Source organism: Pseudomonas sp. OVF7, from assembly GCF_030644265.1.
Taxonomy (GTDB): Bacteria; Pseudomonadota; Gammaproteobacteria; order Pseudomonadales; family Pseudomonadaceae; genus Aquipseudomonas; species Aquipseudomonas gorinensis.
In genome coordinates, this window is record NZ_CP128996.1 from 780543 (window position 1) to 806463 (window position 25921).

At 62.0% G+C, this 25921-nt stretch carries 27 protein-coding genes; 21 read left to right on the forward strand and 6 right to left on the reverse strand.

Annotation, left to right across the window (positions count from 1 at the left end; all coding sequences use genetic code 11):
• Positions 1 to 273 precede the first annotated feature (273 nt).
• The 12 genes from QU606_RS32810 to QU606_RS03595 all read left to right on the forward strand — a co-directional run bounded on the left by QU606_RS32810 (position 274) and on the right by QU606_RS03595 (position 14977).
• Positions 274 to 1317: a methyl-accepting chemotaxis protein gene (locus QU606_RS32810; protein WP_370531103.1), complete on the forward strand. Its 1044-nt coding sequence runs from the start codon at positions 274 to 276 to the stop codon at positions 1315 to 1317.
• A gap of 306 nt (positions 1318 to 1623) precedes the next feature.
• Positions 1624 to 2079 carry a type II 3-dehydroquinate dehydratase gene (aroQ, locus tag QU606_RS03540; RefSeq protein ID WP_024073171.1) on the forward strand — a complete coding sequence of 152 codons (456 nt, stop codon included), beginning with the start codon at positions 1624 to 1626 and terminating at the stop codon, positions 2077 to 2079.
• A gap of 24 nt (positions 2080 to 2103) precedes the next feature.
• Positions 2104 to 2565: an acetyl-CoA carboxylase biotin carboxyl carrier protein gene (gene accB / locus QU606_RS03545; RefSeq protein WP_024073170.1), complete on the forward strand. Its 462-nt coding sequence runs from the start codon at positions 2104 to 2106 to the stop codon at positions 2563 to 2565.
• A 17-nt stretch (positions 2566 to 2582) separates the two neighbouring features.
• Positions 2583 to 3944, forward strand: coding sequence for an acetyl-CoA carboxylase biotin carboxylase subunit (gene accC / locus QU606_RS03550; RefSeq protein WP_024073169.1), 1362 nt, complete (start codon positions 2583 to 2585; stop codon positions 3942 to 3944).
• Positions 3945 to 4222: 278 nt separating this feature from the next.
• Positions 4223 to 5101: a 50S ribosomal protein L11 methyltransferase gene (gene prmA, locus QU606_RS03555; protein ID WP_304998118.1), complete on the forward strand. Its 879-nt coding sequence runs from the start codon at positions 4223 to 4225 to the stop codon at positions 5099 to 5101.
• Between the two features lie 30 nt (positions 5102 to 5131).
• The gene (locus QU606_RS03560) at positions 5132 to 6385 is read left to right on the forward strand and encodes a DUF3426 domain-containing protein (RefSeq protein WP_193690137.1); all 1254 of its coding nucleotides are present in this window, start codon (positions 5132 to 5134) and stop codon (positions 6383 to 6385) included.
• Between the two features lie 185 nt (positions 6386 to 6570).
• Positions 6571 to 7584 carry a tRNA dihydrouridine synthase DusB gene (gene dusB, locus QU606_RS03565; RefSeq protein WP_024073166.1) on the forward strand — a complete coding sequence of 338 codons (1014 nt, stop codon included), beginning with the start codon at positions 6571 to 6573 and terminating at the stop codon, positions 7582 to 7584.
• Positions 7581 to 7901 (forward strand): DNA-binding transcriptional regulator Fis, encoded by a 321-nt coding sequence (gene fis, locus QU606_RS03570; RefSeq protein ID WP_002555375.1) that lies wholly within the window; start codon positions 7581 to 7583, stop codon positions 7899 to 7901. The genes dusB and fis overlap by 4 nt, the downstream gene beginning before the upstream one ends.
• Before the next feature lie 81 nt (positions 7902 to 7982).
• On the forward strand, positions 7983 to 9590 hold the full coding sequence (gene purH, locus QU606_RS03575; protein ID WP_024073165.1) for a bifunctional phosphoribosylaminoimidazolecarboxamide formyltransferase/IMP cyclohydrolase: 1608 nt from the start codon (positions 7983 to 7985) through the stop codon (positions 9588 to 9590).
• Positions 9591 to 9739: 149 nt separating this feature from the next.
• Positions 9740 to 11032 (forward strand): phosphoribosylamine--glycine ligase, encoded by a 1293-nt coding sequence (gene purD, locus QU606_RS03585; protein WP_304998119.1) that lies wholly within the window; start codon positions 9740 to 9742, stop codon positions 11030 to 11032.
• A 102-nt stretch (positions 11033 to 11134) separates the two neighbouring features.
• Positions 11135 to 13906, forward strand: coding sequence for a hybrid sensor histidine kinase/response regulator (locus tag QU606_RS03590; RefSeq protein ID WP_277379097.1), 2772 nt, complete (start codon positions 11135 to 11137; stop codon positions 13904 to 13906).
• Between the two features lie 474 nt (positions 13907 to 14380).
• On the forward strand, positions 14381 to 14977 hold the full coding sequence (locus QU606_RS03595; protein ID WP_024073162.1) for a MarC family protein: 597 nt from the start codon (positions 14381 to 14383) through the stop codon (positions 14975 to 14977).
• On the opposite strand, the gene QU606_RS03600 is transcribed toward QU606_RS03595, so the two are convergent.
• From QU606_RS03600 to cobG, 5 genes are all read right to left on the reverse strand, one after another.
• A complete protein-coding gene (locus QU606_RS03600) occupies positions 14974 to 15750 on the reverse strand; it encodes a hypothetical protein (RefSeq protein WP_168232256.1) in 777 nt (258 codons plus the stop codon). The genes QU606_RS03595 and QU606_RS03600 overlap by 4 nt on opposite strands.
• A 239-nt stretch (positions 15751 to 15989) precedes the next feature.
• On the reverse strand, positions 15990 to 17627 hold the full coding sequence (cobJ, locus tag QU606_RS03605) for a precorrin-3B C(17)-methyltransferase (RefSeq protein WP_024073160.1): 1638 nt from the start codon (positions 17625 to 17627) through the stop codon (positions 15990 to 15992).
• Positions 17627 to 18358 (reverse strand): precorrin-2 C(20)-methyltransferase, encoded by a 732-nt coding sequence (locus QU606_RS03610; RefSeq protein ID WP_024073159.1) that lies wholly within the window; start codon positions 18356 to 18358, stop codon positions 17627 to 17629. The genes cobJ and QU606_RS03610 overlap by 1 nt, the downstream gene beginning before the upstream one ends.
• Positions 18358 to 18984: a precorrin-8X methylmutase gene (locus tag QU606_RS03615; protein ID WP_024073158.1), complete on the reverse strand. Its 627-nt coding sequence runs from the start codon at positions 18982 to 18984 to the stop codon at positions 18358 to 18360. The genes QU606_RS03610 and QU606_RS03615 overlap by 1 nt, the downstream gene beginning before the upstream one ends.
• Positions 18977 to 20266: a precorrin-3B synthase gene (cobG, locus tag QU606_RS03620; protein WP_304998120.1), complete on the reverse strand. Its 1290-nt coding sequence runs from the start codon at positions 20264 to 20266 to the stop codon at positions 18977 to 18979. The genes QU606_RS03615 and cobG overlap by 8 nt, the downstream gene beginning before the upstream one ends.
• Before the next feature lie 95 nt (positions 20267 to 20361).
• On the opposite strand from cobG, the gene QU606_RS03625 reads away from it, so the two are divergent.
• From QU606_RS03625 to QU606_RS03640, 4 genes are read left to right on the forward strand one after another with little or no spacing between them, the layout of a single operon-like run.
• On the forward strand, positions 20362 to 21567 hold the full coding sequence (locus tag QU606_RS03625) for a bifunctional cobalt-precorrin-7 (C(5))-methyltransferase/cobalt-precorrin-6B (C(15))-methyltransferase (RefSeq protein WP_024073156.1): 1206 nt from the start codon (positions 20362 to 20364) through the stop codon (positions 21565 to 21567).
• Complete coding sequence (locus tag QU606_RS03630; protein WP_102625508.1) at positions 21564 to 22289, forward strand: cobalt-precorrin-6A reductase; 726 nt, start codon at positions 21564 to 21566, stop codon at positions 22287 to 22289. Before QU606_RS03625 ends, QU606_RS03630 begins: the two co-directional genes overlap by 4 nt.
• A 56-nt stretch (positions 22290 to 22345) precedes the next feature.
• Complete coding sequence (locus QU606_RS03635) at positions 22346 to 22678, forward strand: type II toxin-antitoxin system RelE/ParE family toxin (RefSeq protein ID WP_024073154.1); 333 nt, start codon at positions 22346 to 22348, stop codon at positions 22676 to 22678.
• Positions 22679 to 22683: 5 nt separating this feature from the next.
• Complete coding sequence (locus QU606_RS03640) at positions 22684 to 23007, forward strand: DNA-binding protein (protein WP_024073153.1); 324 nt, start codon at positions 22684 to 22686, stop codon at positions 23005 to 23007.
• A gap of 43 nt (positions 23008 to 23050) precedes the next feature.
• Here the strand turns inward: QU606_RS03640 and QU606_RS03645 are convergent, their stop codons facing one another.
• Positions 23051 to 23305 carry a DUF6124 family protein gene (locus QU606_RS03645; RefSeq protein ID WP_304998121.1) on the reverse strand — a complete coding sequence of 85 codons (255 nt, stop codon included), beginning with the start codon at positions 23303 to 23305 and terminating at the stop codon, positions 23051 to 23053.
• Between the two features lie 520 nt (positions 23306 to 23825).
• Between QU606_RS03645 and QU606_RS03650 the strand changes: the two genes are divergently transcribed.
• The 5 genes from QU606_RS03650 (at position 23826) to QU606_RS03670 (ending at position 25850) form a co-directional block, all read left to right on the forward strand.
• The gene (locus QU606_RS03650) at positions 23826 to 24131 is read left to right on the forward strand and encodes a type II toxin-antitoxin system RelE/ParE family toxin (RefSeq protein WP_304998603.1); all 306 of its coding nucleotides are present in this window, start codon (positions 23826 to 23828) and stop codon (positions 24129 to 24131) included.
• Positions 24128 to 24415, forward strand: coding sequence for an addiction module antidote protein (locus QU606_RS03655; protein ID WP_024073150.1), 288 nt, complete (start codon positions 24128 to 24130; stop codon positions 24413 to 24415). The genes QU606_RS03650 and QU606_RS03655 overlap by 4 nt, the downstream gene beginning before the upstream one ends.
• Positions 24416 to 24512: 97 nt before the next feature.
• On the forward strand, positions 24513 to 24908 hold the full coding sequence (locus tag QU606_RS03660) for a DUF2946 domain-containing protein (protein ID WP_150056061.1): 396 nt from the start codon (positions 24513 to 24515) through the stop codon (positions 24906 to 24908).
• Positions 24909 to 24955: 47 nt separating this feature from the next.
• Entirely contained in the window at positions 24956 to 25438 is a 483-nt protein-coding gene (locus tag QU606_RS03665; protein ID WP_168232253.1) for a copper chaperone PCu(A)C, read from the forward strand.
• Between the two features lie 10 nt (positions 25439 to 25448).
• The gene (locus QU606_RS03670; RefSeq protein WP_024073147.1) at positions 25449 to 25850 is read left to right on the forward strand and encodes a DUF2946 domain-containing protein; all 402 of its coding nucleotides are present in this window, start codon (positions 25449 to 25451) and stop codon (positions 25848 to 25850) included.
• Positions 25851 to 25921: the final 71 nt, after the last annotated feature.

Here is a 25921-nt window from a genome sequence, read left to right on the forward strand (position 1 = left end):
GATGACTTTTCCGCTTTGATGGGCCTGGAAAACAGCGAAAAAACCGAAGCCCAGGACACGGGCGTCGACCTCAAGCGCGAACTCAACAGCCTGCTGACCCGCTACCCCGCCGAACTCAAGCGCACCCGCGAGCAGATCCAGCAACGCACCGCCCTGGCCGCCAGCACCCACCTGAAAATCACCGCCGTGCAGCAGGCCATCGCCAGCCTGGAACCGGTGGTGCGCGCGCAGCATGCGCAGATCCAGGGCGAAGTGCGCCTGATGCAAGGGGTGATGATTGGCCTGATCCTGTTGATCGCGCTGCTGATCGACACCCTCCAACGGCGCTTGGCAAGGGTGCTGACCAACCTGGCACCGGCCTTGTCGACATGGGCCGAAGGTGACTTCAGCCAGCCAATTGCCCTGGGCAAGACCAACCGCGAACTGCGCGATATCGAGGCGTCCTTGAACCGGCTGCGCGCCTATCTGGTGGACCTGGTGGGCACCATTCGCGGCAATGCCGAAGAAGTGGCCGGCAGCAGCCGGGCCCTGGCCGAGTTGAGCAGCGGCCTGCACGATGGCGCCGAACGCCAGGCCGGGGATACCGCGCAGATCCGCGATTCCCTGGGCGAACTGGAAGCGACCATCCAGCAGGTGGCCGGCGATGCCAGCCAGGCTGCCGGCGCCAGCCGCAGCGCGGGCCAGGCGGTCGAGCAAGGCCAGCGGGTGATCGGCCTGAGCCTGACCGGACTGCATGCGCTGGTAGGCGAAGTGCAGCAAAACGCACAGATGATCGAAAAACTCGCCGAAGAGTCCGCGACTATCGGTGGGGTGCTGACAGTGATCCGTTCGATTGCCGACCAGACCAACCTGCTGGCACTCAACGCCGCCATCGAAGCCGCACGTGCCGGTGAGGCCGGGCGCGGTTTTGCCGTGGTCGCCGACGAAGTACGCACCCTGGCCCAACGTACCGCTGGCGCCACCGCCGAAATCCAGGGCTTGATCACCGGCCTGCAAACCGCGGCCCACCAATCGGTGCAGGGCATGCGCGCCCAGGTCGAACACGCCGAGGCCACCGCCCAGCAAGCCCAGGCAGCGGACGGCGCCCTGGATGAAATCGTCAGCGCGATCCAGACCATCTCCGACACCGCCGTGCGCATCGCCGATGTGACCGCGCAGCAGAGTGGCGCGGTGAGTGAGATTCGCGATAACAGCGAGCGGATTCACCAACTGGGTGAGGATAATTTGCTGCGCATCGGCCAGGGACGTAGCCAGGGTGAGCACCTGCTGGTGCTGGGTGGGCAGCTCAATACCGCCGTCCAGGCGTTCCGCGTCTGACCTGCCCCATGAAGATCCAAAATCATATGAAGATCAAATGTGGGAGGGGGCTTGCCCCCGATAGCGGAGTGTCAGTCGACATCTATGTGACTGATCCACCGCTATCGGGGGCAAGCCCCCTCCCACATTTGATCGCTACAGGTTTCAAGACGGTATTACCCATGACCGGATCCCAGGCCTCAGTCATAAATTTTGCGCTATCCTCGCTAATCGTGCCGCCTACTGCATAGAACTGGACAGTCACAAAGGCTTTGCGGCATAGTCGCCGGGTTCTGCCGTACCCACATCAATAACAAGGAACAGCCGATGGCGACCTTACTGGTTCTTCACGGACCCAACCTGAACCTGCTCGGCACCCGTGAACCGGGCGTCTACGGGGCAGTGACCCTCGATCAGATCAACCTCGATCTGGAACGACGGGCCCGTGATGCCGGCCACCATTTGCTCTACCTGCAAAGCAATGCCGAGTACGAATTGATTGATCGCATCCATGCCGCGCGCGGCGAAGGCGTGGACTTTATCCTGATCAATCCCGCCGCTTTTACGCATACAAGCGTTGCATTACGTGACGCGTTGCTGGCGGTGAGCATCCCATTCATCGAAGTGCATTTGTCCAACGTGCACAAACGCGAACCTTTCCGCCATCACTCTTACTTCTCCGACGTAGCGGTAGGAGTGATCTGCGGCCTTGGCGCCAGCGGTTACCGACTGGCCCTGGAGGCCGCCCTGGAACAGCTTGAAGAACAGGCCAAGCGCCCCTGACCGACCCTTGGGAGTTGATGATTCATGGATATCCGTAAAGTTAAGAAACTGATCGAACTGCTGGAAGAATCCGGTATCGACGAGCTGGAAATCAAGGAAGGCGAAGAGTCCGTACGGATCAGCCGTCACAGCAAGACCCCGGCCCAACAGTTCTACGCACCACAAATGCAAGCACCGGCACCTGCTGCCGCGCCGGCCGCCGCACCTGCTGCTGCCGCTGCTCCAGCCGCACCGGCCGCGCCAGCGCTGAACGGCTTCGTGGTCAAGTCGCCAATGGTCGGTACGTTCTACCGCACCCCGGCACCGACCTCGCCAGCCTTCGTTGAAGTAGGCCAGACCGTGAAAGTGGGCGACACCATCTGCATCGTGGAAGCGATGAAAATGATGAACCACATCACCGCTGAAAAAGCCGGCGTCGTCGAATCCATCCTGGTAGAAAACGGTCAGCCGGTTGAGTACGACCAGCCGCTGTTCACCATCGTTTGAACCGCGGAGCGCCTTCGATGTTGAAACCTGCGAAGAAACTGCAAAAAGTCCTGATCGCCAACCGCGGCGAGATCGCGCTGCGTATCCTGCGCGCCTGTAAGGAAGAGGGCATCAAGACCGTCGCTGTTTACTCGACGGCCGATACCGAATTGATGCACGTGAAACTGGCGGACGAAAGCATCTGCATCGGCCCGCCACTGGCCACGAACTCGTACCTGAAAGTCTCGAACATCATCGCGGCCGCTGAAGTGACCGGCGCTGATGGCATCCACCCGGGCTACGGCTTCCTCGCGGAAAACGCCGATTTCGCCGAACAGGTGGAAAAATCCGGGTTTGCCTTCATCGGCCCGAAAGCCGAAACCATTCGCCTGATGGGCGACAAGGTCTCGGCCAAGGATGCCATGATCGCCGCCGGCGTACCCACCGTGCCTGGCTCCGACGGCCCGCTGCCTGAAGACGAGGCAACCGCCCTGCGCATTGGTCGCGAAGTCGGTTACCCGGTGATCATCAAGGCCGCCGGTGGCGGTGGTGGTCGCGGCATGCGCGTGGTGCACAAGGAAGAAGAACTGATCGAAGCGGCCAAGCAGACCCGCTCGGAAGCTGCCGCCTGGTTCGGCAACCCGATGGTCTACCTGGAAAAGTACCTGACCAACCCACGTCACGTGGAAGTGCAGGTTCTGTCTGACGGCCAGGGCCACGCCATCCACCTGGGTGATCGCGACTGCTCGCTGCAACGTCGTCACCAGAAGGTACTGGAAGAAGCACCAGCACCGGGCCTGGACGAGAAAGCCCGCCAGGAAGTCCTGGCGCGCTGTGTCAAGGCGTGCATCGACATCAACTACCGTGGCGCCGGTACCTTCGAGTTCCTCTACGAGAACGGTCGCTTCTACTTCATCGAGATGAACACTCGCGTGCAGGTAGAGCACCCGGTTTCGGAGATGGTCACCGGTATCGACATCGTCAAGGAGATGCTGAGCATCGCCGCCGGCAACGTGTTGTCCTTCACCCAGGACGACGTGAAGATCCACGGCCACTCCCTGGAGTGCCGGATCAACGCCGAAGACCCGAAGACCTTTATCCCGAGCCCAGGCCTGGTCAAGCACTTCCATGCCCCAGGCGGCAACGGCGTTCGCGTCGATTCGCACCTGTACAGCGGCTACAAGGTCCCGTCCAACTACGACTCGTTGATCGGCAAGCTGATCACCTGGGGCGCCACCCGCGACGAGGCCATGGCCCGTATGCGCAACGCCCTGGACGAAATCGTGGTCGACGGCATCAAGACCAACATCCCGCTGCATCGGGACCTGGTTCGCGATGAAGGCTTCTGCGAAGGTGGTGTGAACATTCACTACCTGGAACACAAGCTGGCCAACCAGTAAGTGCTCCACCCAACAAAGCCGCCTTCGGGCGGCTTTGTTGTTTGTGGGCCCTCTACTTTGAAGATGTACACAGTCCAAATGTGGGAGGGGGCTTGCCCCCGATAGCGGTGGATCAGTGACAGATACTGAGACTGACACACTGCATCGGGGGCAAGCCCCCTCCCACATTTGACCGGCGTGCAGTCAGTAGTGTCGTCTTCTGCTGTTCGCTGGCGTAAACTTGCGCGCTTTCGCGACCTCGCTCGTCGCACACTCATTTTTATTCAAAGGTGCCCGCCATGCCTTGGCTGCAAGTCCGCCTCGCCATCAGCCCAGAACAAGCCGAAACCTACGAAGACGCTTTCCTCGAAGTGGGCGCGGTGTCGGTGACGTTCATGGACGCCGAAGACCAACCGATCTTCGAGCCGGAACTCAATACCACCCCGCTGTGGTCCCACACCCATCTGCTGGCCCTGTTCGAAGACGGCACCGATGCCTCCGCCGTCCTCGCCCATATGGAACTGCTCACCGGTGGCCCGCTGCCAGAGCACCACAGTGAAGTGATCGAAGACCAGGACTGGGAACGCAGCTGGATGGACAACTTCCAGCCAATGCGTTTCGGCCAGCGCCTGTGGATCGTGCCAAGCTGGCATGCCGCCCCTGAACCGGATGCAGTCAACCTGCTGCTCGACCCGGGCCTGGCTTTCGGTACCGGCACCCACCCGACCACGGCCCTGTGCCTGGAATGGCTGGACGGCCAGGACCTGACCGACAGCCACGTGCTGGACTTCGGCTGCGGCTCGGGGATCCTGGCGATTGCCGCCCTGCTGCTGGGCGCCAAGGAAGCCGTGGGCACCGACATCGACGTGCAAGCCCTGGAAGCCTCCCGCGACAACGCCGGGCGCAACAACATCCCTGAAGGCAAATTCCCACTGTACCTGCCGGAGCACTTGCCCCAGGTGCAAGCCGATGTGCTGGTGGCCAATATCCTCGCCGGCCCGCTGGTCTCCCTGGCGCCGCAACTGTCGAGCCTGGTCAAGCCGGGTGGCCGCCTGGCGCTGTCGGGCATCCTTGCCGAGCAAGGCGAAGACGTTGCCGCCGCGTACGCGAAGGATTTCGAGCTGGATCCGATCGCCAACCGCGATGGCTGGGTACGCATCAGCGGGCGTCGGCGCTAGAATGAGCGCTTGCCTGAATCGGATGGCCGCATGACCGACAGTTTCGTCACCCAATGTCCGCATTGCCAAACGCGCTTTCGCGTCAACCACGCTCAATTGAGCGTGGCCCGCGGCGTAGTGCGCTGCGGCTCGTGCCTGCAAGTGTTCAACGCCGCTCGCCAGTTACTCGAGCAGCGCGCCCACGCGCCCGCCACCGCTGTGGAACCACCGGCGGCCCTTGAGCCAGCCCCGCAGGCAGCGCCCGAGACAACACGGGCAATCAGCCAGAAGCAGTGGACAGCCGAAGAGCTGGACCTGGATAACCTGGACCTGGACGAAGAACTGGCCAAGCTGGAACGCCGCGAGATTCAGCACACCCAGCCGGTGGGTGCGGAGCGTCGCCAACCCGGCTCCGACCGCCGGCAAAAAGAAGAGCCCCTCAGCGCCAGCCGCGATACCGTCAAGGCCGAGGAAGAAAAGTGGGCCGCCAGCCTGTTCAGCGAGCCGCCTGAAGAACGCACCCAAGCCGCTGAAGACGAGCCTGAGCCAGCCAAGGCAACGGCGCCCCGACAGCGCACCGAACCGTCCATGTCATTCAGCATGGACGATATCGATGACGAACCACCGCTGCATGCCACCCATGACGCGGCTGAACTCGACCCGCCCGTCACCCCCATTACCGACGAAGCAGACACGGCAGCCCCCGAAGAACGCCCCCTGCCCCGCCGCAAACGCCCGCGCGCCGAGACCGGTGCCCACGACGATGTCCTCCAGGACCTGGAAGACGACCCGCTGCACCTCTACGCGCAGAAACGCCCGTCGGGTTGGGGCCGTCGCCTGATCTGGCTGTTGCTGGTGCTGATCGCCGCCGCCGGCCTTGCCGGCCAGTACATCGCCTACCAATTCGACGACCTGGCCCGCCAGGACGCCTACCGCCCATGGTTCCAGCAGTTATGCCCGACATTGGGCTGCACCGTGCCGTCGCGCGTCGATATCGCCCATATCAAGAGCAGCAACCTGGTGGTACGCAGCCATCCGGACTTCGCCGGGGCGCTGGTGGTGGACGCGATCATCTATAACCGCGCGACGTTTTCCCAGCCATTCCCGCTGCTGGAACTGCGCTTTGCCGATTTGAACGGCGGCCTGATCGCCAGTCGTCGCTTCAAGCCCGCCGAATACCTGAGTGGCGAGCTGGCCGGGGTGAGCGAAATGCCCTCCCAGACGCCGATCCATATCTCCCTGGACATCCTCGATCCGGGCAACAAAGCCGTGAATTACAGCCTGAGCTTCCACTCGCCCGAGTGAATCGGTTCACGCAGCGAAGCTTTACGACAGATTCCAGACTGAGTCACCGGCGACCAAACCGGTGGCGATAAAGAAATAACTGTTCAGATTTTATCCAATTCAGCCTTTATCCAGTCATCGAGAGCGGGTATCATGCCAACCCTTTTTCGAACTCTAATGATCCGGCCCCACAACAGGGAAGTCCTATGTCGGCGGTACGCATCGGCCCATACACATTGCAGAATGGCTTGATTCTCGCCCCCATGGCGGGCGTCACCGACCAGCCCTTTCGTCAGCTGTGCAAGCGTTTGGGCGCGGGTCTAGTAGTCTCGGAAATGGTCACCAGCGACATGAGCTTGTGGAACACCCGCAAATCGCGGATGCGCATGATCCACGAGGGTGATCCCGAGCCCCGCTCGGTACAGATCGCCGGTGGAGATGCACAGATGCTGGCGGATGCGGCCCGAGCCAACGTGGAGCTGGGTGCGCAGATCATTGATATCAACATGGGCTGCCCGGCCAAGAAGGTTTGCAACAAGGCCGCCGGTTCCGCGTTGTTGAAGGACGAGCAGTTGGTCACCGAGATCCTGCAGGCCGTTGTCGCCGCAGTGGATGTGCCGGTGACCCTGAAGATTCGTACCGGCTGGGACCGGGACAACAAGAATGGCCTGACGGTGGCGAAGATCGCCGAACAGGCGGGTATTACAGCGCTGGCGGTACATGGCCGCACCCGCGCCGATCTGTACACCGGTGAAGCCGAGTACGACACCATTGCCGCGATCAAGCAGGCGGTGTCGATGCCGGTGTTTGCCAATGGCGATATCGATTCAGCCGAGAAAGCCCGGCGCGTGCTGCACGCAACCGGTGCCGATGGCCTGTTGATTGGCCGGGCCGCCCAGGGGCGACCGTGGATTTTTCGTGAGATCGAGCATTTTCTGCGTACGGGCGAAACCCTGCCGGCACCGGAGTTGATCGAGGTGGAACGTATTCTGCTAGAGCATCTGGCCGCCCTGCACGCCTTCTATGGAGACGTGATGGGAGTACGCATTGCTCGCAAGCATGTCGGCTGGTATCTCGCAACCCTGCCGGGCGCCAGGGAGTTCCGCGCCCACTTCAATCGTTTGGATGATACGGAAGCACAGTGCGCCAACGTTCGTGAGTTCTTCAGCGAACGTTACAAGAGCCTGGGGACAGGGGACGGAAAGGGGGTGGCCGCATGACGATGATGACCGAGACTTTAGTGAGTGGAACAACACCCGTGAGCGACAACGTCAATTTGAAACAGCACCTCAACACGCCGAGCGAAGAAGGCCAGACCCTTCGCGGGAGTGTCGAGAAGGCGCTGCACAATTATTTCGCCCACCTTGAGGGCGCTTCCGTCACGGACGTGTACAACCTGGTGCTCTCCGAAGTCGAGGCACCCTTGCTCGAAAGCGTGATGAACTACGTCAAGGGCAACCAGACCAAAGCCAGTGAGCTGCTGGGCCTCAACCGTGGCACCTTGCGCAAAAAGCTCAAACAATACGATTTGCTGTAAGCATTCAATCCAACCAGAAAGGCGCCCGCGTAAAACCGGTCGCCTTTTTTGCTGACTCCTTTGCTTTTGATGGAAATTGAAATGACCGACCAGACTACCCGCCTGCCGATCCGCCGCGCCTTGATCAGTGTTTCCGACAAGACCGGGATCCTCGAATTTGCCCGGGGGCTGGAAGCCCTGGGCGTGGAAATCCTCTCCACGGGCGGGACCTTCAAACTGCTGCAGGACAACGGCGTGGCCGCAGTAGAAGTCGCGGACTACACCGGTTTCGCAGAAATGATGGACGGTCGGGTCAAGACCCTGCACCCGAAAATCCATGGCGGCATCCTCGGCCGTCGCGGCGTCGACGACGCGATCATGAACGAACACGGCATCAAGCCGATCGACCTGGTGGCCGTCAACCTCTACCCGTTCGAAGCCACCATCAACAAGCCAGGCTGCGACCTGCCGACCGCCATCGAGAACATCGACATCGGCGGCCCGACCATGGTGCGCTCGGCGGCCAAGAACCACAAAGACGTGGCGATCGTGGTCAACGCCAGCGACTACGCCCAAGTACTGGAAAGCCTGAAGGCCGGTGGCCTGACCTACGCCCAGCGTTTCGACCTGATGCTCAAGGCGTTCGAACACACTGCCGCCTACGACGGCATGATCGCCAACTACATGGGCACCGTGAACCAGGCCGCCGAAACCCTGAGCACTGAAGGCCGCAGCCAGTTCCCGCGCACCTTCAACAGCCAGTTCATCAAGGCCCAGGAAATGCGCTACGGCGAGAACCCGCACCAGAGCGCGGCGTTCTACGTGGAAGCCAAACCGGCCGAAGTGGGCATCGCCACCGCGACCCAACTGCAAGGCAAAGAGCTGTCCTACAACAACGTGGCCGATACCGACGCCGCGCTGGAATGCGTGAAGAGCTTCGTCAAGCCCGCCTGCGTGATCGTCAAGCACGCCAACCCATGCGGCGTGGCCGTCAGCCCCGACGCTGAAGGCGGCATTCGCCAGGCCTACGAACTGGCCTACGCCACCGACACCGAGTCGGCCTTCGGCGGCATCATTGCCTTCAACCGTGAACTGGACGCCGAGACCGCCAAGGCCATCGTCGAGCGTCAGTTCGTCGAAGTGATCATCGCGCCCTCCGTCAGCGAAGAAGCCCGCGCCATTGTTGCCGCGAAAGCCAACGTGCGCCTGCTGGCCTGCGGCGAGTGGTCGGCCGAACGCGCCGCCGCCTGGGACTACAAGCGCGTCAATGGCGGCTTGCTGGTCCAGAGCCGCGACATTGGCATGATCAGCAGCGCCGACCTGAAGGTAGTGACCAAGCGCGCGCCGACCGAGCAGGAAATCAACGACCTGATCTTCGCCTGGAAAGTGGCCAAGTATGTGAAGTCCAACGCCATCGTCTACGCCAAGAACCGCCAGACCATCGGTGTCGGCGCCGGCCAGATGAGCCGCGTGAACTCGGCGCGTATCGCCGCGATCAAGGCCGAACACGCCGGGTTGCAGGTCGCCGGTTCAGTGATGGCTTCCGATGCGTTCTTCCCGTTCCGCGACGGTCTGGACAATGCCGCGAAAGCTGGCGTGACTGCCGTGATCCAACCGGGCGGCTCGATGCGTGACGCCGAAGTGATCGCCGCCGCTGATGAAGCCGGCATCGCCATGGTCTTCACCGGCATGCGCCACTTCCGTCACTAAACACCACTGCTTTCCTACTGTAGGAGCGAGCTTGCTCGCGAAAAGCCCGAAAACGCCACGGGGAGCCAGATGCCCCCCGTCATCGTTGACGATCTTCGCGAGCAAGCTCGCTCCTACGGAAAGCACAGCGTTTCACAGAGGTTTTTGACATGAATGTTTTGATCATTGGCAGCGGTGGCCGTGAACACGCCCTGGCCTGGAAAGTTGCCCAGGACCCACGCGTCCAGAAAGTCTTCGTCGCCCCCGGCAACGCCGGTACCGCCATCGAAGCCAAGTGCGAAAACGTCGCCATCGACGTACTGGCCCTGGAACAACTGGCCGACTTCGCCGAGAAAAACGTCTCCCTGACCATCGTCGGTCCGGAAGTGCCATTGGTTGCCGGTGTCGTGGACCTGTTCCGCAGCCGCGGCCTGGATTGCTTCGGCCCAATCGCTGGCGCGGCCCAGCTGGAAGGCTCGAAAGCCTTCACCAAGGATTTCCTGGCGCGCCACAAGATCCCGACCGCCGACTACCAGAACTTCACCGAGATCGAGCCGGCCCTGGCCTACCTGCGTGAAAAAGGCGCACCGATCGTGATCAAGGCCGACGGCCTGGCCGCCGGTAAAGGCGTGATCGTCGCCATGACCTTGCAGGAAGCCGAAGACGCGGTGCGCGACATGCTCGCCGGCAACGCGTTTGGTGATGCCGGTTCGCGCGTGGTCATCGAGGAGTTCCTCGACGGCGAAGAAGCCAGCTTTATCGTGATGGTCGACGGCAAGAACGTACTGCCGATGGCCACCAGCCAGGACCACAAGCGCGTCGGCGACGGCGACAGCGGCCCGAACACCGGCGGCATGGGTGCCTACTCCCCGGCCCCGGTGGTGACCGCCGAGGTGCACCAGCGCGTCATGGACCTGGTGATCTGGCCAACCGTGCGCGGCATGGCCGACGAAGGCAACGTGTACACCGGCTTCCTGTACGCCGGCCTGATGATCGACAAGGCCGGCAACCCGAAAGTCATCGAGTTCAACTGCCGCTTCGGTGACCCGGAAACCCAACCCGTGATGCTGCGCCTGCAATCGAGCCTGGTGCTGCTGGTGGAAGCCGCCCTCGCCCAGGCGCTGGACAAGGTTGAAGCACAGTGGGATCCACGCCCGAGCGTCGGCATCGTGCTGGCAGCCGGCGGCTACCCTGCCGACTACGCCAAAGGCGATGTGATTGAAGGCCTGGACGCGGCTGCTACGCTGGAAGGCAAGGTGTTCCATGCGGGCACCGCGCTCAAGGATGGCAAGGTTGTCACCGCGGGTGGCCGTGTGTTGTGCGCTACCGCGATGGGTGCCAGTGTCGACGCTGCGCAGCAACAGGCTTACAAGCTGGCGGCGAAGATCGACTGGAAAGGCTGTTTCTACCGCACGGACATCGGTTATCGCGCCATTGCACGCGAACGTGGCGAAAACCAGTAACACTAGCTATCCGTTCGGTTAGGCAAGGGCCTCTGGCCCTTGCCGTATACAGGCCTCCCCGCGCATAGTTAACCGTGCATCAACCTACGAAGGGATTTCGCCGTGCGCTGGCTCAGGATCGCCATAGGTTTTACTGTCAGTCTGCTGACACTGCTCTGTTTGTTCCCGGCCCAGGCCGCCGCGCAAGGCAGTGGCTGGGCGGTATTGCTTGATGAACAGGCCGACCTGCAACTGAGCGACATCCGTTCCTCGCGCTACACCAATCAATTCAGCCCCATCGAACTGGACCGGATTACCGCCGCCGCGCCGGACGGTGCGTTGTGGGTACGTTTCAAGCTGCAGCCCGGCAAGCACGAGCAAGTGCTGCGCATATTCGCCCCGGACGTCTCACACCTGAGCCTCTATGTGCTGGACGGCGACACCCTGATCGAACAACAGAGCACCGGCACCCGCCAGCCCCAGGCGGAACGCCCGTTGCCCAGCAGCGATTTCATGCTGCCGATGCCCCAGAGCCAAAAGCCCCTCGAGGTGTACCTGCGCCTGGTCTCGGAACACGAACTGCGCCCCTACATCACCCTGGAGCCGGCCGTCCTGGCCGCCGCCGACCAGAACCAGACGCTGATCTATGGCCTGCTGTTCGGCTGCCTGTTGATGTTGATCCTGCACAACCTCACACGTTTCGCCTACCACCGCTCGCGCAGCAGCCTGTGGCTGGCGGCGTGCGAAGGCCTGTTGATGCTCAGCCTGGCGCTGCTGCTCAACCTGGTGGGGCCATGGCTGCCCGACTGGCACGCGATCCAGACGCCAGGCGCCTACCTCGCCCTTCTGCTGACTGCACCCTGCGGGCTGATGTTTGCCTACCGCTTCTTCATGCCCCTGGGCCCGCACCCGCTGAACAAGCTGCTGATGGCCGACATCCTGCTGATCGTGCTGTGCGGCCTGTTGCTGTTGTTCGTCAATACCCTGCCGCTGAACATCATCACCTACGTCCTGGTAGCGCTGGCGGGCCTGAGCATGCTGTTTGTCTCGGCCTACCACTGGCAAAAAGGCTACCGCCCGGCGCGGCTGTTCGTGGCGGCGATGGTCGTATTCAACATCGGCACGTTGATCATCCTGCCCGCCCTGCTCGGTCTGACCCTGGTAGCACCCCAAGGCCTGATCATCACCTTGCTCGGGTTTGTCTGCCTCAGCGGCCTGCTGATGAGCCTGGCCCTGGGCGAGCGCCAGCGCGCGATTGTCGAAAAACGCTTCAGTGTCAGCCGCGACCTGGCCGCCAGCAATGCCGAAATCGCCGCCAAGGCCGAGTTCCTGGCGAAAATCAGCCACGAAATCCGTACCCCCATGAACGGCGTGCTGGGCATGACCGAACTGCTGTTGGGCACGCCTTTGTCGGTGAAGCAGCGCGACTATGTGCAGACCATTCACAGCGCCGGTAATGAACTGCTCACGCTGATCAACGAGATTCTCGATATCTCCAAGCTCGAATCCGGGCAAATCGAACTGGACGACGTGCAGTTCGACCTGAATGCCCTGATCGAAGACTGCCTGAGCATCTTCCGCGCCAAGGCCGAGCAGCAGAACGTCGAGCTGATCAGTTTTATCCAGCCCCAGGTGCCGCGCGTGATCAGCGGCGACCCGACACGCCTGCGCCAGGCGATGCTGAGCCTGCTGGAAAACGCCCTGCAGAAAACCGACGAAGGTGAAGTGCTGATCGTCGTGGCACTGGACGAACGCAGCACCAAGCCGCGCCTGCGCATTGCCGTACAAGACAGCGGCCTGCCGATGGAAGCCGCCGAGCGCGACGCGTTGCTGCACAGTGAGTTGCACAGCAAGAACTTCCTGTCGGAGACGCGCTTGACCGGCCACCTGGGCCTGGTGATCGCACGCCAACTGATCCTGTTGATGAATGGCGAATTTGGTATCAAGAGTGGCGCGCAACAGGGCAGCACCCTGTGGCTGACCCTGCCGCTGGACCCGGAACGCCTGGAGCACCCGACCTCCGACCTCGATGGCCCGCTCAAGGGCGCGCGGGTACTGGTGGTGGACGACAACGACACCTGCCGCAAAGTGCTCGTGCAGCAATGCACCGCCTGGGGCCTCAACGTCAGCGCCGTGCCGTCGGGCAAGGAAGCCCTGGCGCTGCTGCGCACCAAGGCGCACCTGCGTGATTACTTCGATGTGGTGCTGCTCGACCAGAACATGCCGGGCATGACCGGCATGCAACTGGCGGCGAAAATCAAGGAAGACCCGAGCCTGAACCACGACATCCTGCTGATCATGCTCACCGGCATCAGCAACGCGCCGAGCAAGATCATTGCGCGCAATTGCGGAATCAAGCGCATCCTCGCCAAGCCGGTGGCCGGCTATACCCTCAAGACCACCCTGGCCGACGAGCTGACCCAGCGCAGCAAAGGCAATGTACAGCCCCGCGCGCCCCTGAGCGTGCCAGCGCCTGTCATCGTGCCCAGTGATTTCCGCATCCTGGTCGCTGAAGACAACAGCATCTCCACCAAAGTGATCCGCGGCATGCTGGGCAAGCTCAACCTCAACCCGGACACCGCCAGCAATGGCGAAGAAGCCCTGGAAGCGATGAAAGCCCAGCGCTACGACCTGGTATTGATGGACTGTGAAATGCCGATCCTCGACGGCTTCTCGGCGACCCAGCAATTGCGTGCGTGGGAGGTCAGCCACCAACGCATCCGCACGCCGATCGTCGCCCTCACGGCGCACATCCTCTCGGAACATAAAGAACGCGCACGCCAGGCCGGAATGGACGGGCATATGGCCAAGCCGGTAGAGCTGTCGCAGCTGCGCGAATTGGTGGAGTTCTGGGTGGCGCAGCGTCAACAACGCCCGGAACACGCCCCGTCCTGAACGCAGAACACCCGGCAGATAGAACTGTTGTGGCAAGCCCGCTTGTTGTGGCAAGCGGGCTTGCCCTAATGCCGTTCAGTTAAGGCTTTTTTGTAGGAGCGAGCTTGCTCGCGAAGAACTCACAGGCGCCGCGTTCACTCAGGAAACACGCGTTATCGTTGACGTTTTTCGCGAGCAAGCTCGCTCCTACAGAAGGCGATGTACGCTTAACTGAACGGCATTAGGGCTTGCCCCGCGTTGGGCTGCGCAGCAGCCCCAGTAAAAAAAGAACGCGGTGTATCAGACACTCTGTAGAGGCTGGGCTTGGGGCCGCTTCGCAGCCCAACGCGGGGCAAGCCCGCTCGCCACAGGGGGATTTGTCTGGGGCTGAAAAGTGGGGCAGATACCCATGGTCATCGGGGCACGCGCCCTCCCACATTTGATCTCTGGCGCCTGATAGACTCTCCACACTTTCCCCGCCCACGAGCCGCTCCCATGCTCCACGTGCTATTCAGCGTTTACCTGAAGATGCTGGTGCTCTACAGCCCGTTCTTCGTACTGTCCTGCTTTATCAGCCTGACCCGTGGCTACTCCAGCAAGGAGCGGCGGCGCCTGGCCTGGAAAGTGGCGCTGGCGACCCTGATCTCAAGCGTGCTGCTCTACCTGTTCGGCCGGGTGATTTTCAGTGTGTTCGGCATCACCGTGGATGCGTTCCGCATCGGCGCCGGCAGTGTGCTGTTTATCTCCGCCCTGGGGATGGCCCAGGGCAAGTCGGCGGTACAGACCGACAACGTGCAACAGGACGTCACCATTGTGCCGCTGACGATCCCGCTCACGGTCGGCCCCGGCACTATCGGTGCGCTGCTGGTGATGGGCGTCAGCCAGCCCCATTGGGATGACAAGATCTCCGCCATCCTCAGCATCGCCCTGGCCAGCCTCACAGTGGGCGTGGTGCTGTACCTGTCCAACCGTATCGAACGCATTCTCGGCGACCAGGGCTTACAGATTGTCAGCCGGTTGATGGGGTTGTTCGTGTGCGCCCTCGCTGCGCAAATCATCTTTACCGGCGTGCGCGGTTACCTGGTGCCCTAGATCCGGTACTTGGCGATTGCCAGCTGGACCTTGTCGCCCGCACTCTCACGCATCAATTGGATGGTTTTTTCGTTGACCACCGAGGTATTCAGCACCAGGCAGGTTTGCCCGCTGAAAGCCTCGAACGACGAGCTGTCCCACTCCAGAAACGGCAAGCCCACCTGCTTGCTCACGCCCTGGCTGCTGTAGGTCACCAGCACCATCATCACTTCGCCGTCGCGCTCGGCGCAGGATGCCAGGCCAAAATCACCGCCCTGGCGTACGGTGCTGTTGCGCTTGAACAGCTCGAAAGAAGCCGGCTGTTGCTTCAAGGCTTCCAACGCATCGGCCGCCAACTTCGGCAGCGCCTCCAGCCAGGGTCCGCTCAGGGATGTCGACGCCAGCATGGCAGCAATGATATTCAACGCTGCCAGTTGCACCGTCAGGCCCTTGCCAGAGCTTGAGATCCGCTCGAAGCGACTGCGCACCGGCAGCCAGCCCAGGCTGACCATGACCTTGATGAATTCGTCGTACCACTGTTCCGTACCCCGGTGGACCTTCAACACATCACTCACGTAGCTGCTGGCCAGCAGATAGCTTTTGCGAATGTACTCGCGGTTCAGGCCGCTCAGGCCGTCGGCAAATGAAATCACGCCGTTGTTCACCACCGCCGCATTGCAGTCATCCTCGACGTCGATCTTGACCGGCTGCGCCCCAGGCGCCCCAGGCAGTTTGTACGCGGCGATCAACTTGCGCCGTTTGGTGTGATTGATCCTTCTGTGATGTCGCTCCATTTTCCAGTTCTCCACAAGCACCCCACATAGGGCGTGTGACCACACTAGTCCAGGGGCTGGCGGGTTTTCCAGACGACAAACATCGCTTGCGAACACACCGCGAAAAACGCCTCCCAGCGATCGTTGGGCGTATCCCCCGGCCTTCCGGTTTTCATCGACAAAAAAAAGAAAAAGCCCCGCATAACGGCAGGTGTTCACCCATCGTCACTCGGAGCTTTCGGGCCACTGCGGGGCCGTTTTCAGGCGACGGGCTTGGCCCCGTACCAGCGCGGCGTGTACACCCACTCACCGCCACCAGCACGTGGGAACGTGCAGGTGGTGGATGAGCCGACCAGCACCATGGTGCGCATGTCCACCTGGTCGGGCGTGAGTTGCCCCAGCGTGGTGACCCGCAGGGTCTGGCCGGGGCGACCGATATCGCGGCCCAGTACCACCGGCGTGTCGGCCGTGCGGTGCTGCGCGACGATTTCCAGGGCACGCCCCAATTGCCATGGCCGCGCCCGCGAGATCGGGTTGTAGAACGCCAGGGCCAGGTCGGCCTGGGAAGCGAGGTCCAGGCGCTTTTCGATAATCGCCCAAGGCTTGAGGTTATCCGACAGCGACATCACACAGAAATCATGTCCCAACGGTGCGCCTGCCTGGGCAGCCGTGGCCAGGCTGGCGGACACCCCCGGCAGGATTTCCAGGTCGACCTGATGCCACGCCGGGTCACTGGACTCGTGCAACGCCTCGATCACCGCCGCAGCCATGGCGAATACACCAGGGTCGCCGGACGACACCACCACCACCGAACGGCCTTGGGCTGCCAGCTCGAACGCGTGGCGCGCACGCTGCATTTCTTCACGGTTATCAGTGCAGTGCTGCACCTGGTCGTCACGGAAAGGCCCGGCCATGCGCACATAGGTTTCATAGCCCAGTACATCGGTGCAACGCGCCAGCTCGGCCTTCACCGCCGGAACCATCAGTTCGGCCGCGCCAGGGCCCAGGCCGATCACGGCGAGGCGCCCACGCGCGCGGCCAATTTGCGACACATCCAGGGGCTGCTCGGCGACAGTGATCATGATCTCTGCGTCTTGCTCCACCTTGGCGAAGCGCAGCGGCACGCCCAACGCCAACGCGGCATCCTGCAACGATGCTTGCGCCATCTGCGTCTCACTGGCCAACAGGCAGGCCAGGGATTGCACGGCGATCCCCGCGTCATGCAACGCCGTGCGCACACGCGCCGCCAACTGCGCACCGGGCTTGCACGTAGCGCAGACGTTCTTCGGATAGATCAGCAATTCATTGGCCGCAGGCGCACGCTCGGTATTGCCCACATGAATCGCCAGGCGCGCCTGCTGATCCTGCGGCAGGTTGGCCTGGTCCAGCCACGGCGCGGCACCTTCGATGCGCACGCTTTCGCCGGCCAGCAGGTCCGAGACAAAGCGCTTGCCCAGCTCCAGGTCACCCAGTTGATAGCCCGCCGGCGGGTTGAGCAGGCAGGTGCCGAAACGCAACTCGCCGCTGGTGGTGATCGCAGCGTGCACGCCCAGGGCCGCGGCAATATCCCGCGCCATGACGTTTACGCCTCCCAGGCCGCCCAGCAGCGGTACAACGGCACTGCCGTCTTCAGCCACGGCCAGCACGGCGGGTTCTTCGCCTTTTTCCAGCAGCAGCGGCGCCAGGGTGCGGATCACGATACCGGCCGCGCACAACGCAATCAGCGGCGTGCCTTGCTGGTACAGCTGGCGCAGGGTCGCACCGAACTCACTGTAGGCTTGGTCCGCGCCGTCGACCCGCCCGGCCAGGCCATGGATCAGCGCGCCAGGGTAAACCTGTTGAATCTTGCGCGCAGTGGCCAGGCTGCCCTGGCCAAGGATGACAATCGCCGGCTTCATCAACCTTGCCACCGTTCACCGGGCACGATGATCAATGAGAAATACGGTGACGACATCGGCTCCACCTGATCCAGCGGCACGATCTTCTGGTTGGCCATGGTGGCGCGCTCCACATACAGCGCACGCTCGGCCAGGCCGAGTTCTTCCAGCACCTGGCGCACCTTGGGGAAATTGCGCCCCAGTTTCATGATCACCGCCGCATCGGCATCCGCCAGGCGGCGCTTGAGGTCGTCATGGGGCAACACACCCGAGAGCACTGACAGGCTCTGGTTGCGATACACCAATGGCGCGCCGAGTACCGAGGCACCACCGAGCATCGAGCACACGCCCGGGATGACCTGGGCTTCGTAGCGCTCGGCGAGGCGGTCGTGCAAGTACATGTAGGAGCCGTAGAAGAACGGGTCGCCTTCGCAGATCACCGCCACGTCACGGCCGGCGTCCAGATGCGCGGCGACGTCGAGGCTGGCGCCGTCGTAGAAGTCGCTGATCACTTGCTCATAGGACAGCGGCGCCGGCAGCGCTTCGGTGGTCACGGGGTACACCAGCGGCATCAGGGTCTGTTGCGGCACCAGATGGTCTTCGATGATGCCGAAGGCGTTACCTTTCTTACCCTTGGCCACGAAGTACGCCACCACGGGCGACTCGCGCAGCAGGCGCAGGGCCTTGAGGGTGATCAGCTCCGGGTCACCGGGACCGACGCCCAGGCCGATCAAACGTCCGCGGGCCGGCATTATTCGACCTCCGTGGCGAGGGCATTGACCGCGGCGGCGGCCATGGCACTGCCGCCCAGGCGGCCTTGCATGATCACGAAGGGCACGCCACGGCTATCGGCGGCCAGCATGGCCTTGGACTCGGCGGCGCCGACAAAACCGACCGGGAACCCCAGGATCAGCGCCGGCTTCGGCGCACCGGCGTCGAGCATCTCCAGCAGGTAGAACAAAGCCGTCGGCGCGTTGCCGATCACCACCACACTGCCTGCCAGGTGCGGGCGCCACAGCTCCAGTGCGGCGGCGGAACGGGTGTTGCCCAGCTCCCGCGCCAATTCCGGCACGCTGTCGTCGCGCAGGGTGCAGATCACTTCGTTGTTGGCCGGCAGGCGCGCGCGGGTCACGCCTTCGGAGACCATCCGCGCATCACACAGAATCGGCGCGCCAGCAGCCAGCGCATCACGCCCGGCCTTGCCCGCGCCTTCGGAAAACTGCAGGCCGTCGATGGCCTCGACCATGCCGCAGGCATGAATCACCCGCACCGCGAGTTTCTCCAAATCAGCCGGGATACGCTCCAACTTGGCTTCCGCGCGAATAATGGCGAAGGAGTTGCGATAGATCTCCTGACCGTCGCGGATGTAATCAATCATCGGTGTTGCTCCGTGGGCGAGCGCGCAGCAGGGCGCCCGCCGCTTCAATGGAAAGAGTGCGCGCGTGCAGCCGGCCGAAGCCTGGGTGGGCGGCATCGCGAAAATAGAGGTCGTAGTGGCCAGGACTCACCGCCAGCAGGGTGACCGGCGCGGTATGTGCCGCAGCGCAGGAGCGTGGGCAGCCGGACAGGTGAACCTCGTGCTCGGTCTGTAATGAGGCCAGTCGCATGGCGTCGACCTTGGTATCGGCCAGGGCCTTTACGCAGCCACTGGAACCGGTGCAGGCGGTCATGCGCGCCAGGGGTTGGTCGGGCGTGCAGAGGAAGCCCAACTGCCCCAGGCGTTTGGTCACGGCGTGAGGTTTTTCGACGTTGGGCAGCAGCACACCTTGCCAAGGGGTGAAGCGCAATGTGCCGTCGCCATGTTCGTTGGCGAGTTGCGCGACGCCCCTGAGCATCGTCGAATCCAGGCGCCCCAAGGGTACGATGGCAGCGACGTAGAATTGATTTTTTTGAGACTGTGGATAACTCCCGAGGTGCAGCAAAGCACCGCTGGGCGGGCGCTGGAAGCCGTCGGCTGGCAGCAGCGGCAGGCTGAGGCGGCTCAGCAACTTATCCACAGCCAGATGGCGCATGCGCGTTTGTTCTGGGGTGGCGAGGTCAAGAAACGCCTCCAGCACCGCCACCACCAACGCATGCCCCTGCGCCAACGGCACGGCAGCCAACGGCGCATCCAGCCCCGGACAACCTGCCAGGCCGAACGCGAGGAGCGTCTGGCCATTGCGCACGAACGCCGACAGCCACAGATCGTGATGATGCTCGAGCATCGCCAGGGCCTCGCCGCCGTCCAGTTGCACGGCGAACTTGGCCGACAACTCATGGAAACGCGGATGATTTTGCAGGGTGGCGAGGATCTGCTCGGCCAGCGGGCGGGTGTCGAACAGCATCTGTGGATCAATGCCGGCACTGGGGCTGAGCATCAGGTTGCGTACGTCATCCCCGGCGGCGTTGCTCGGACCCAGGTCGGCGGCCAGCAGCCTGGCGATCAAGGCGTCTTGCTCGACACCGATCCCGCGAATCTGCAGGTTCGCGCGGTTGGTCGCCTCGATCACGCCCCCCGCGTACGCCTGGGCCGCATCCGCCACGGCATGGGCCTGGGCGGCGCTGATCGAGCCACCGGCCAATTTGATCCGGCAAATGCCGCCATCCAGCGCCTGGACGATACGCAGCAACCCCGGACAAGCCGAGGGGCGCAAGGTGTTCAGAGCGGGCGTTGGGTTCACAGGGCTACCGGTTCACGGGTAAAGGCGCGGTATTATGCCTGCTTTGTCCGGCGGCATGAAAAGCCTGCCCGTCGGATGTCGTTCAAGGAATTGATATGTCGCCCTGGCTGACGGTTGTAGGCATCGGTGAAGACGGCTTCAAGGGGCTGGGCAGGAATGCCCGGCATGCCCTGTTGCGCGCCTCGCGGATTATAGGTGGTCAGCGCCAGTTGGACCTGTTGCCGGTGTGTATTCGTGGTGAGCGCCAGGTGTGGCCGAGCCCGTTTTCCCTGGAACCGGTACTGGCGCGGCGTGGCGAGCCTGTGTGCGTGCTGGCCAGCGGCGACCCGATGTTCTATGGCGTGGGCGCCAGTTTGGCGCGCCAGGTGGCGGCTGAAGAACTGCTGATCTTGCCGGCGCCGTCGTCGGTGTCGTTGGCGGCGGCGCGGTTGGGCTGGCCGTTGCAGGAGGTGGTGACGCTGTCCGTGGTGGCCCGGCCGGTGGCGGCGCTCAATGCGCATCTGGCCACGGGTGTGCGTTTATTGGTACTGAGTAATGACGGCGGCAGTCCCGCGTTGATTGCTTCGTTGTTGGCCGAATCCGGGTTTGGGCCCAGCCGATTGACAGTGTTTGAACACCTGGACGGCGCGGATGAGCGGCGCATCGACGGTTTGGCCGAGGATTGGCAACACGCCTCGGTCGCCGACTTGAACCTGGTCGCCATCGACTGCCTGGCCTCCAGCGACACACCCCGCCTATCGCGCCTCGCTGGCTTGCCCGATTCCGCCTTCCGGCACGACGGCCAACTGACCAAGCGCGACGTCCGCGCCATGACCCTCGCCCGCCTCGCCCCGATGCCCGGCGAGCTGCTGTGGGACGTGGGTGCGGGCAGCGGCTCCATCGGCATCGAATGGATGCGTGCGCACCCCAGTTGCCGCGCACTGGCGATTGAAGCGGACGAAGGCCGCCAGGGCCTTATTGAACACAACCGCGACGCCCTCGGCGTGCCCGGTTTGCAGTTGATTCGTGGCAAAGCCCCGGAAGCCTTGCACGGCCTTACAGCACCCGACGCCATCTTCATCGGCGGCGGTGTCACCCGCGAGGGCGTGCTCGACACCTGCTGGCAACACCTGCGCCCCGGCGGCCGCCTCGTCGCCAACGCCGTGACCCTGCAAAGTGAGATGACCTTGATGAACTGGCGCGCTCAACATGGCGGTGAACTGACCCGTATCCACGTCGCTCAGGCCCAGCCGCTGGGTGAATTCGATACGTGGCGGCAAGCGCTTCCGATCACCCTGCTGGAAGTGGTCAAGCCGCGATGAAACGCATCCTGCTGCTGGGCGGTGTGACCGAAGCGCTGGCTATCGCTCGTACGTTGGGGCCGGAGCATATCTACAGCCTGGCCGGTGTGGGCCGTGTGCCGACCGATCTCGCCTGCCAAGTGCGTGTCGGCGGTTATGGCGGCGCCGAAGGGCTGGCGCAGTTTGTGCGCGACGAACACATCAGCCTGATCCTCGACGCCACCCACCCGTACGCGGCGCAGATCAGCCGCAATGCCGCCGAGGCAGCAAGGGTGTGCGGTGTGCCGTGTTGGGCGTTGCGGCGTCCGGCGTGGCAGCCGCAGGCGGGGGATGATTGGCGAGAGGTCAGCGATTGGGCCGCGTTGATTGAAGCGTTGAAACCGTTCAAGCGCCCGCTGTTCACGTTGGGACGAGAGCCGCTGCAGCACCTTGATGAGATCCCGCCGGAGCAATTCTGGACACTGCGGGCGCTGGATGTGTATCCGGGCAATGAGCGCTGTGAAGTGATCGGCGCGCGCGGGCCGTTCTTGATCGAGGATGAACGGGCGTTGTTCGAACGGCGTGGCATTGACGTGCTGATCAGCAAGAACAGCGGCAGCGCAGCGACGGAGCCGAAGCTGGAAGTGGCGAGGGAGCGTGGGGTGCCGGTATTGGTGATGAAGCGGCCGGTGTTGGCGGCTGTGGATCGGGAGCTTTTGTCGCCCGCGGAAACAATCGATTCGTTGGCAGATTTCATTCGATAAGTCAGGATCGCTCGCTTGCTTGATTAGTAACCTATTTGTTACCTTCAGGGCGACCAATGATTGAAATTGAAGAATACCGACGCGATAACCAGTTGAGCCCATTCGATGAGTGGTTTTCATCGTTGAGTGTGCCGGCAGCAACCAAAGTTTCAACTGCTTTGTTTCGACTTGAAATGGGCAATACAAGCAACATCAAATGGTTCGATGGGCTCGGCGAATACCGCATCGACTGGGGGCCAGGCCTACGAATTTATCTTATACAAGAGGGCCACCGATTAATCATTCTGTTCGGTGGTGGCGACAAGTCCAGTCAAAAGCGCGATATCAAGACCGTGAAGTCGCTGATCGATCAGTATCAGCGTGACAAGAAAGTGAAACAAAAGAGGTAACCAGCATGGCGCTTACCCGCAGCTACAAACACACAATCGCCGAGCGTGCTCAACGTGATCCTGAATTCGCCCAAGCTCTTCTTGATGAGGCCGCTACACTGTTTCTCAATGGTGAACCGGAAATTTCACGTGTGATTCTGCGCGATTTGGTCAACGCCACAGTGGGCTTTGAAGGACTCGCAAAGGAAACCGCCAAACCGAGCAAAAGCCTGCATCGGATGCTATCAGCCAGTGGTAATCCAAGCATGGATAATCTCTCGGCGATTTTTGCGGTGATTAGAAAAGCCCTGGGCGTTGATATGCAGGTACACGGAGTTCCCACTGCCTAATTTGATCGTTCCCCTGCTCTGCGTGGGGACGATCACAGTCGTGTTATTCGCTGCCTGCGGCTGTTGTCTGCCCAACACCATCGTGTACCCGATCAGCCAGCAACTGCGCCAGCTCGATCAACTGCGCAACGCCCAGTAATTCCTCGCGTGGTGCGCCTTCCAGGTTAAAGGCGATGTCGCAGCTCAGCGCATTGGCCGAGGCAAGTGTTTCGCTGAGGTTGACCAGCAGGTCTTCGGTGCTGATGCCATCGGCCACGGTGAAGAGCCGAACGGGGGGATTTGGGGTGCGTTTGATCATTGTGAAGCTCCTTAGAAAGGTGGAGCTGCCACTGATTCGCCGCGACGCGATAGGGTGGCAGCTGTACGCAGGTTCGCGGACCGGTCTAAGGCATCCCGGCATACCCGAAGGTATCCCGCGCACAGCCACCATTTAGCCGCACAGTAGACGATAAAAAAGCATCAACTGAAAGCAGGCGATAGCGCTTTTTCTCTTAGAAAACCCGGGCCGCGACGCCCGTCCGCTGCGTTTACAGCGGTGTACGGAGACTAGAGACCGAGTGTCCTAGGGACAACCTCATATCCCTGTCGGAAATTTCTGCTTGTACGAATAACCAGCCAAACGACTAGCTATTTGGCCTCCCTCCAAAAAGTCGATTCTCCCTACAAACACTTCCGAACCAGCTGGCTGGCTCAGCCAAAAGCCCCCGCCCTAACCTCCTCCCTCGCGGTTTTACGTCAGCGCCCGCGAGGGGGATGCACTGCTTTTGCAGCGCGTCGCATCTTGCCACTTTGTATCCCAAGGAATACGATCCAAGAAGATTCAGTTTAAGAAGTCAAAACACTTTCTAGAATGGCTTGATTCGTTACGCAGTAAACCCGCGCGAGCACGCGTACTGGCAAGGTTGGATCACGCGCAATGGGGCAACTTTGGAGACTGCGAAGCACTCGGAAATGGCGTTTTTGAAATGCGCATCCACTATGGCCCTGGCTACAGGGTTTATTTCACTCGCAGAGGCGAGGTGGTTTACCTGCTGTTGATCGGAGGCGACAAATCAACGCAGAAACGTGACATTCAGCGCGCTAAACAAATTGCAGAAGACTTTGAAAAAAAGAGTAACTCATGAATGAATTCACTGACTTCGACGTGGCGGAGCACCTAAAAAACCCCGAGGATATGGCCGAATATCTTGAAGCGTGCTTCGAAGAAGATACGGGTGACGGTCTGCTGATCCGTTCAGCGCTAAACAACATCGCCCGCGCCCAAGGCATGACCCAAGTAGCCCGCGATGCCGGCCTCGGAAGAGAAAGTCTATACAAAGCCCTCTCCAGCAATGGCAATCCCGAGTTCGCGACTATCATGAAAGTCATGAAGGCTTTGGGCCTCAAGCTTCACGCTACAGCGATCTGATAGTACTGCGACACCAAACCACACCGCCCCTTTTTACTTATCCCCCTCGATCAGGCTAAATACCCACCTGATCGTTTAACCCTACGGATTGTCCGCCATGGCCCGTCAACGCTTTGCAATTGCCTGGATCGCCTGCCTTGCAGTGCTGTTCAATGCGTTTGCCATGCCGATGGCCAGTGCAATGCAGCAATCCAAGGACCCCGTGCAGCAATTGCTGTGGGGTGGTTTCTGTTCGTCCAATGGCGCCAGCCTGAAGACGATTGCCCTGGGCAAGCTGGAAATTCCGGCGCCGCAGCAGGACGAGCATTCCGCCATGCAGCATTGCTGGTGTTGCTCGGGCTCACCGTCGCTGGTGGCGTTGCCGGGGCATGTGCCGCAGTTGTACGTCACGCGGTTCGAGGCGGTGCAGAGCCTGCCGCCGCCCTCGTTGCAAAATCCCACACCGCGCCAGCAATGGCCGAGCCTTAACCCCCGCGCCTCTCCAACGGTCTGATTGTCTTCGCAAGTGAACTGCGTTTAGAACCGTTCTGGAGAACTGCCATGCTTAAATCTTCCCTGCTTCTGGCTGCGTTGCTGCTGCCGGTGTTCAGTGCTGCCAATGCCGCCGACTACAAGGCTGGGGACCTGTCGGTCAGCGATCCCTGGTCCCAGGAATTGCCGCCGAACGCGCCAACCGTCGCGGCGTATTTCGTGATTCATAACACCGGCGCTACCCCGGACCGCCTGCTCAGTGTCGACACGCCAGTGGCCGACAAGGCCGAACTGCATGAGCATGTGATGCAAGGCGACTTGATGAAGATGCAACAAGTGCCCAGCGTTGCCGTGCCGGCCAAGGGTGACTTGACCTTCGCGCCCATGGCGTATCACGTGATGTTGCTGGGCCTCAAGGACCGCAGCCTGCTGGCCGATGGCAAGCAATTCCCACTGACCCTGACCTTCGAAAAAGCCGGCAAGGTCGAAGTGGAAGTGTCGGTGCAGAAAGCGCCGCCGATGGCCGGCCACGAGCATATGCACGCTCAGTAAGCCAACCTCGATGGGCGCCCCTCGCGCCAGGTTATCTCCACATCGCCGCGTGATGCGCGGCAGTTGGATCAGCCTGTTCGCCATGCTGATGATCTTTATCGGTCCGCTGATTTCCCAAGCGATGCCGACGGATCAGCACGCCGGTATGTCCATGGCCATGTCGATGGACATGCCCAACTGCCATGGCGAGTCCAAGCCAACCAAGACGCCCGACGAGCATCACGTCCTCTGGGAAAAGTGCGGCTATTGCAGCCTGCTCTTCAGTTGCCCGGCCCTGCCTGGCAGCGTGTCATTCATGGCCCTCGGCCCCCCACCGCCGGCCAATGCCCTCACCCCCTCCCCGCGCCTGGGCCATGCCCGGCAGAGCATTTTCCCCGGCGCACGCAGCCGCGCGCCCCCCATCGCCTCGTAAACCCTTAACACCGTTACTTCACCCCGGCCGACTTTAGACAGACAGCCGCAGGCTGCTGGCCGTGTTGTTTA

Coding starts and splice junctions, on each gene's coding strand:
- QU606_RS32810 (WP_370531103.1), top strand. CDS start 274: ATGATTGGCCTGATCCTGTTGATCGCGCTGCTGATCGACACCCTCCAA.
- aroQ (WP_024073171.1), top strand. CDS start 1,624: ATGGCGACCTTACTGGTTCTTCACGGACCCAACCTGAACCTGCTCGGC.
- accB (WP_024073170.1), top strand. CDS start 2,104: ATGGATATCCGTAAAGTTAAGAAACTGATCGAACTGCTGGAAGAATCC.
- accC (WP_024073169.1), top strand. CDS start 2,583: ATGTTGAAACCTGCGAAGAAACTGCAAAAAGTCCTGATCGCCAACCGC.
- prmA (WP_304998118.1), top strand. CDS start 4,223: ATGCCTTGGCTGCAAGTCCGCCTCGCCATCAGCCCAGAACAAGCCGAA.
- QU606_RS03560 (WP_193690137.1), top strand. CDS start 5,132: ATGACCGACAGTTTCGTCACCCAATGTCCGCATTGCCAAACGCGCTTT.
- dusB (WP_024073166.1), top strand. CDS start 6,571: ATGTCGGCGGTACGCATCGGCCCATACACATTGCAGAATGGCTTGATT.
- fis (WP_002555375.1), top strand. CDS start 7,581: ATGACGATGATGACCGAGACTTTAGTGAGTGGAACAACACCCGTGAGC.
- purH (WP_024073165.1), top strand. CDS start 7,983: ATGACCGACCAGACTACCCGCCTGCCGATCCGCCGCGCCTTGATCAGT.
- purD (WP_304998119.1), top strand. CDS start 9,740: ATGAATGTTTTGATCATTGGCAGCGGTGGCCGTGAACACGCCCTGGCC.
- QU606_RS03595 (WP_024073162.1), top strand. CDS start 14,381: ATGCTCCACGTGCTATTCAGCGTTTACCTGAAGATGCTGGTGCTCTAC.
- QU606_RS03600 (WP_168232256.1), bottom strand. CDS start 15,750: ATGGAGCGACATCACAGAAGGATCAATCACACCAAACGGCGCAAGTTG.
- cobJ (WP_024073160.1), bottom strand. CDS start 17,627: ATGAAGCCGGCGATTGTCATCCTTGGCCAGGGCAGCCTGGCCACTGCG.
- QU606_RS03610 (WP_024073159.1), bottom strand. CDS start 18,358: ATGCCGGCCCGCGGACGTTTGATCGGCCTGGGCGTCGGTCCCGGTGAC.
- QU606_RS03615 (WP_024073158.1), bottom strand. CDS start 18,984: ATGATTGATTACATCCGCGACGGTCAGGAGATCTATCGCAACTCCTTC.
- QU606_RS03625 (WP_024073156.1), top strand. CDS start 20,362: ATGTCGCCCTGGCTGACGGTTGTAGGCATCGGTGAAGACGGCTTCAAG.
- QU606_RS03630 (WP_102625508.1), top strand. CDS start 21,564: ATGAAACGCATCCTGCTGCTGGGCGGTGTGACCGAAGCGCTGGCTATC.
- QU606_RS03635 (WP_024073154.1), top strand. CDS start 22,346: ATGATTGAAATTGAAGAATACCGACGCGATAACCAGTTGAGCCCATTC.
- QU606_RS03640 (WP_024073153.1), top strand. CDS start 22,684: ATGGCGCTTACCCGCAGCTACAAACACACAATCGCCGAGCGTGCTCAA.
- QU606_RS03645 (WP_304998121.1), bottom strand. CDS start 23,305: ATGATCAAACGCACCCCAAATCCCCCCGTTCGGCTCTTCACCGTGGCC.
- QU606_RS03655 (WP_024073150.1), top strand. CDS start 24,128: ATGAATGAATTCACTGACTTCGACGTGGCGGAGCACCTAAAAAACCCC.
- QU606_RS03660 (WP_150056061.1), top strand. CDS start 24,513: ATGGCCCGTCAACGCTTTGCAATTGCCTGGATCGCCTGCCTTGCAGTG.
- QU606_RS03665 (WP_168232253.1), top strand. CDS start 24,956: ATGCTTAAATCTTCCCTGCTTCTGGCTGCGTTGCTGCTGCCGGTGTTC.
- QU606_RS03670 (WP_024073147.1), top strand. CDS start 25,449: ATGGGCGCCCCTCGCGCCAGGTTATCTCCACATCGCCGCGTGATGCGC.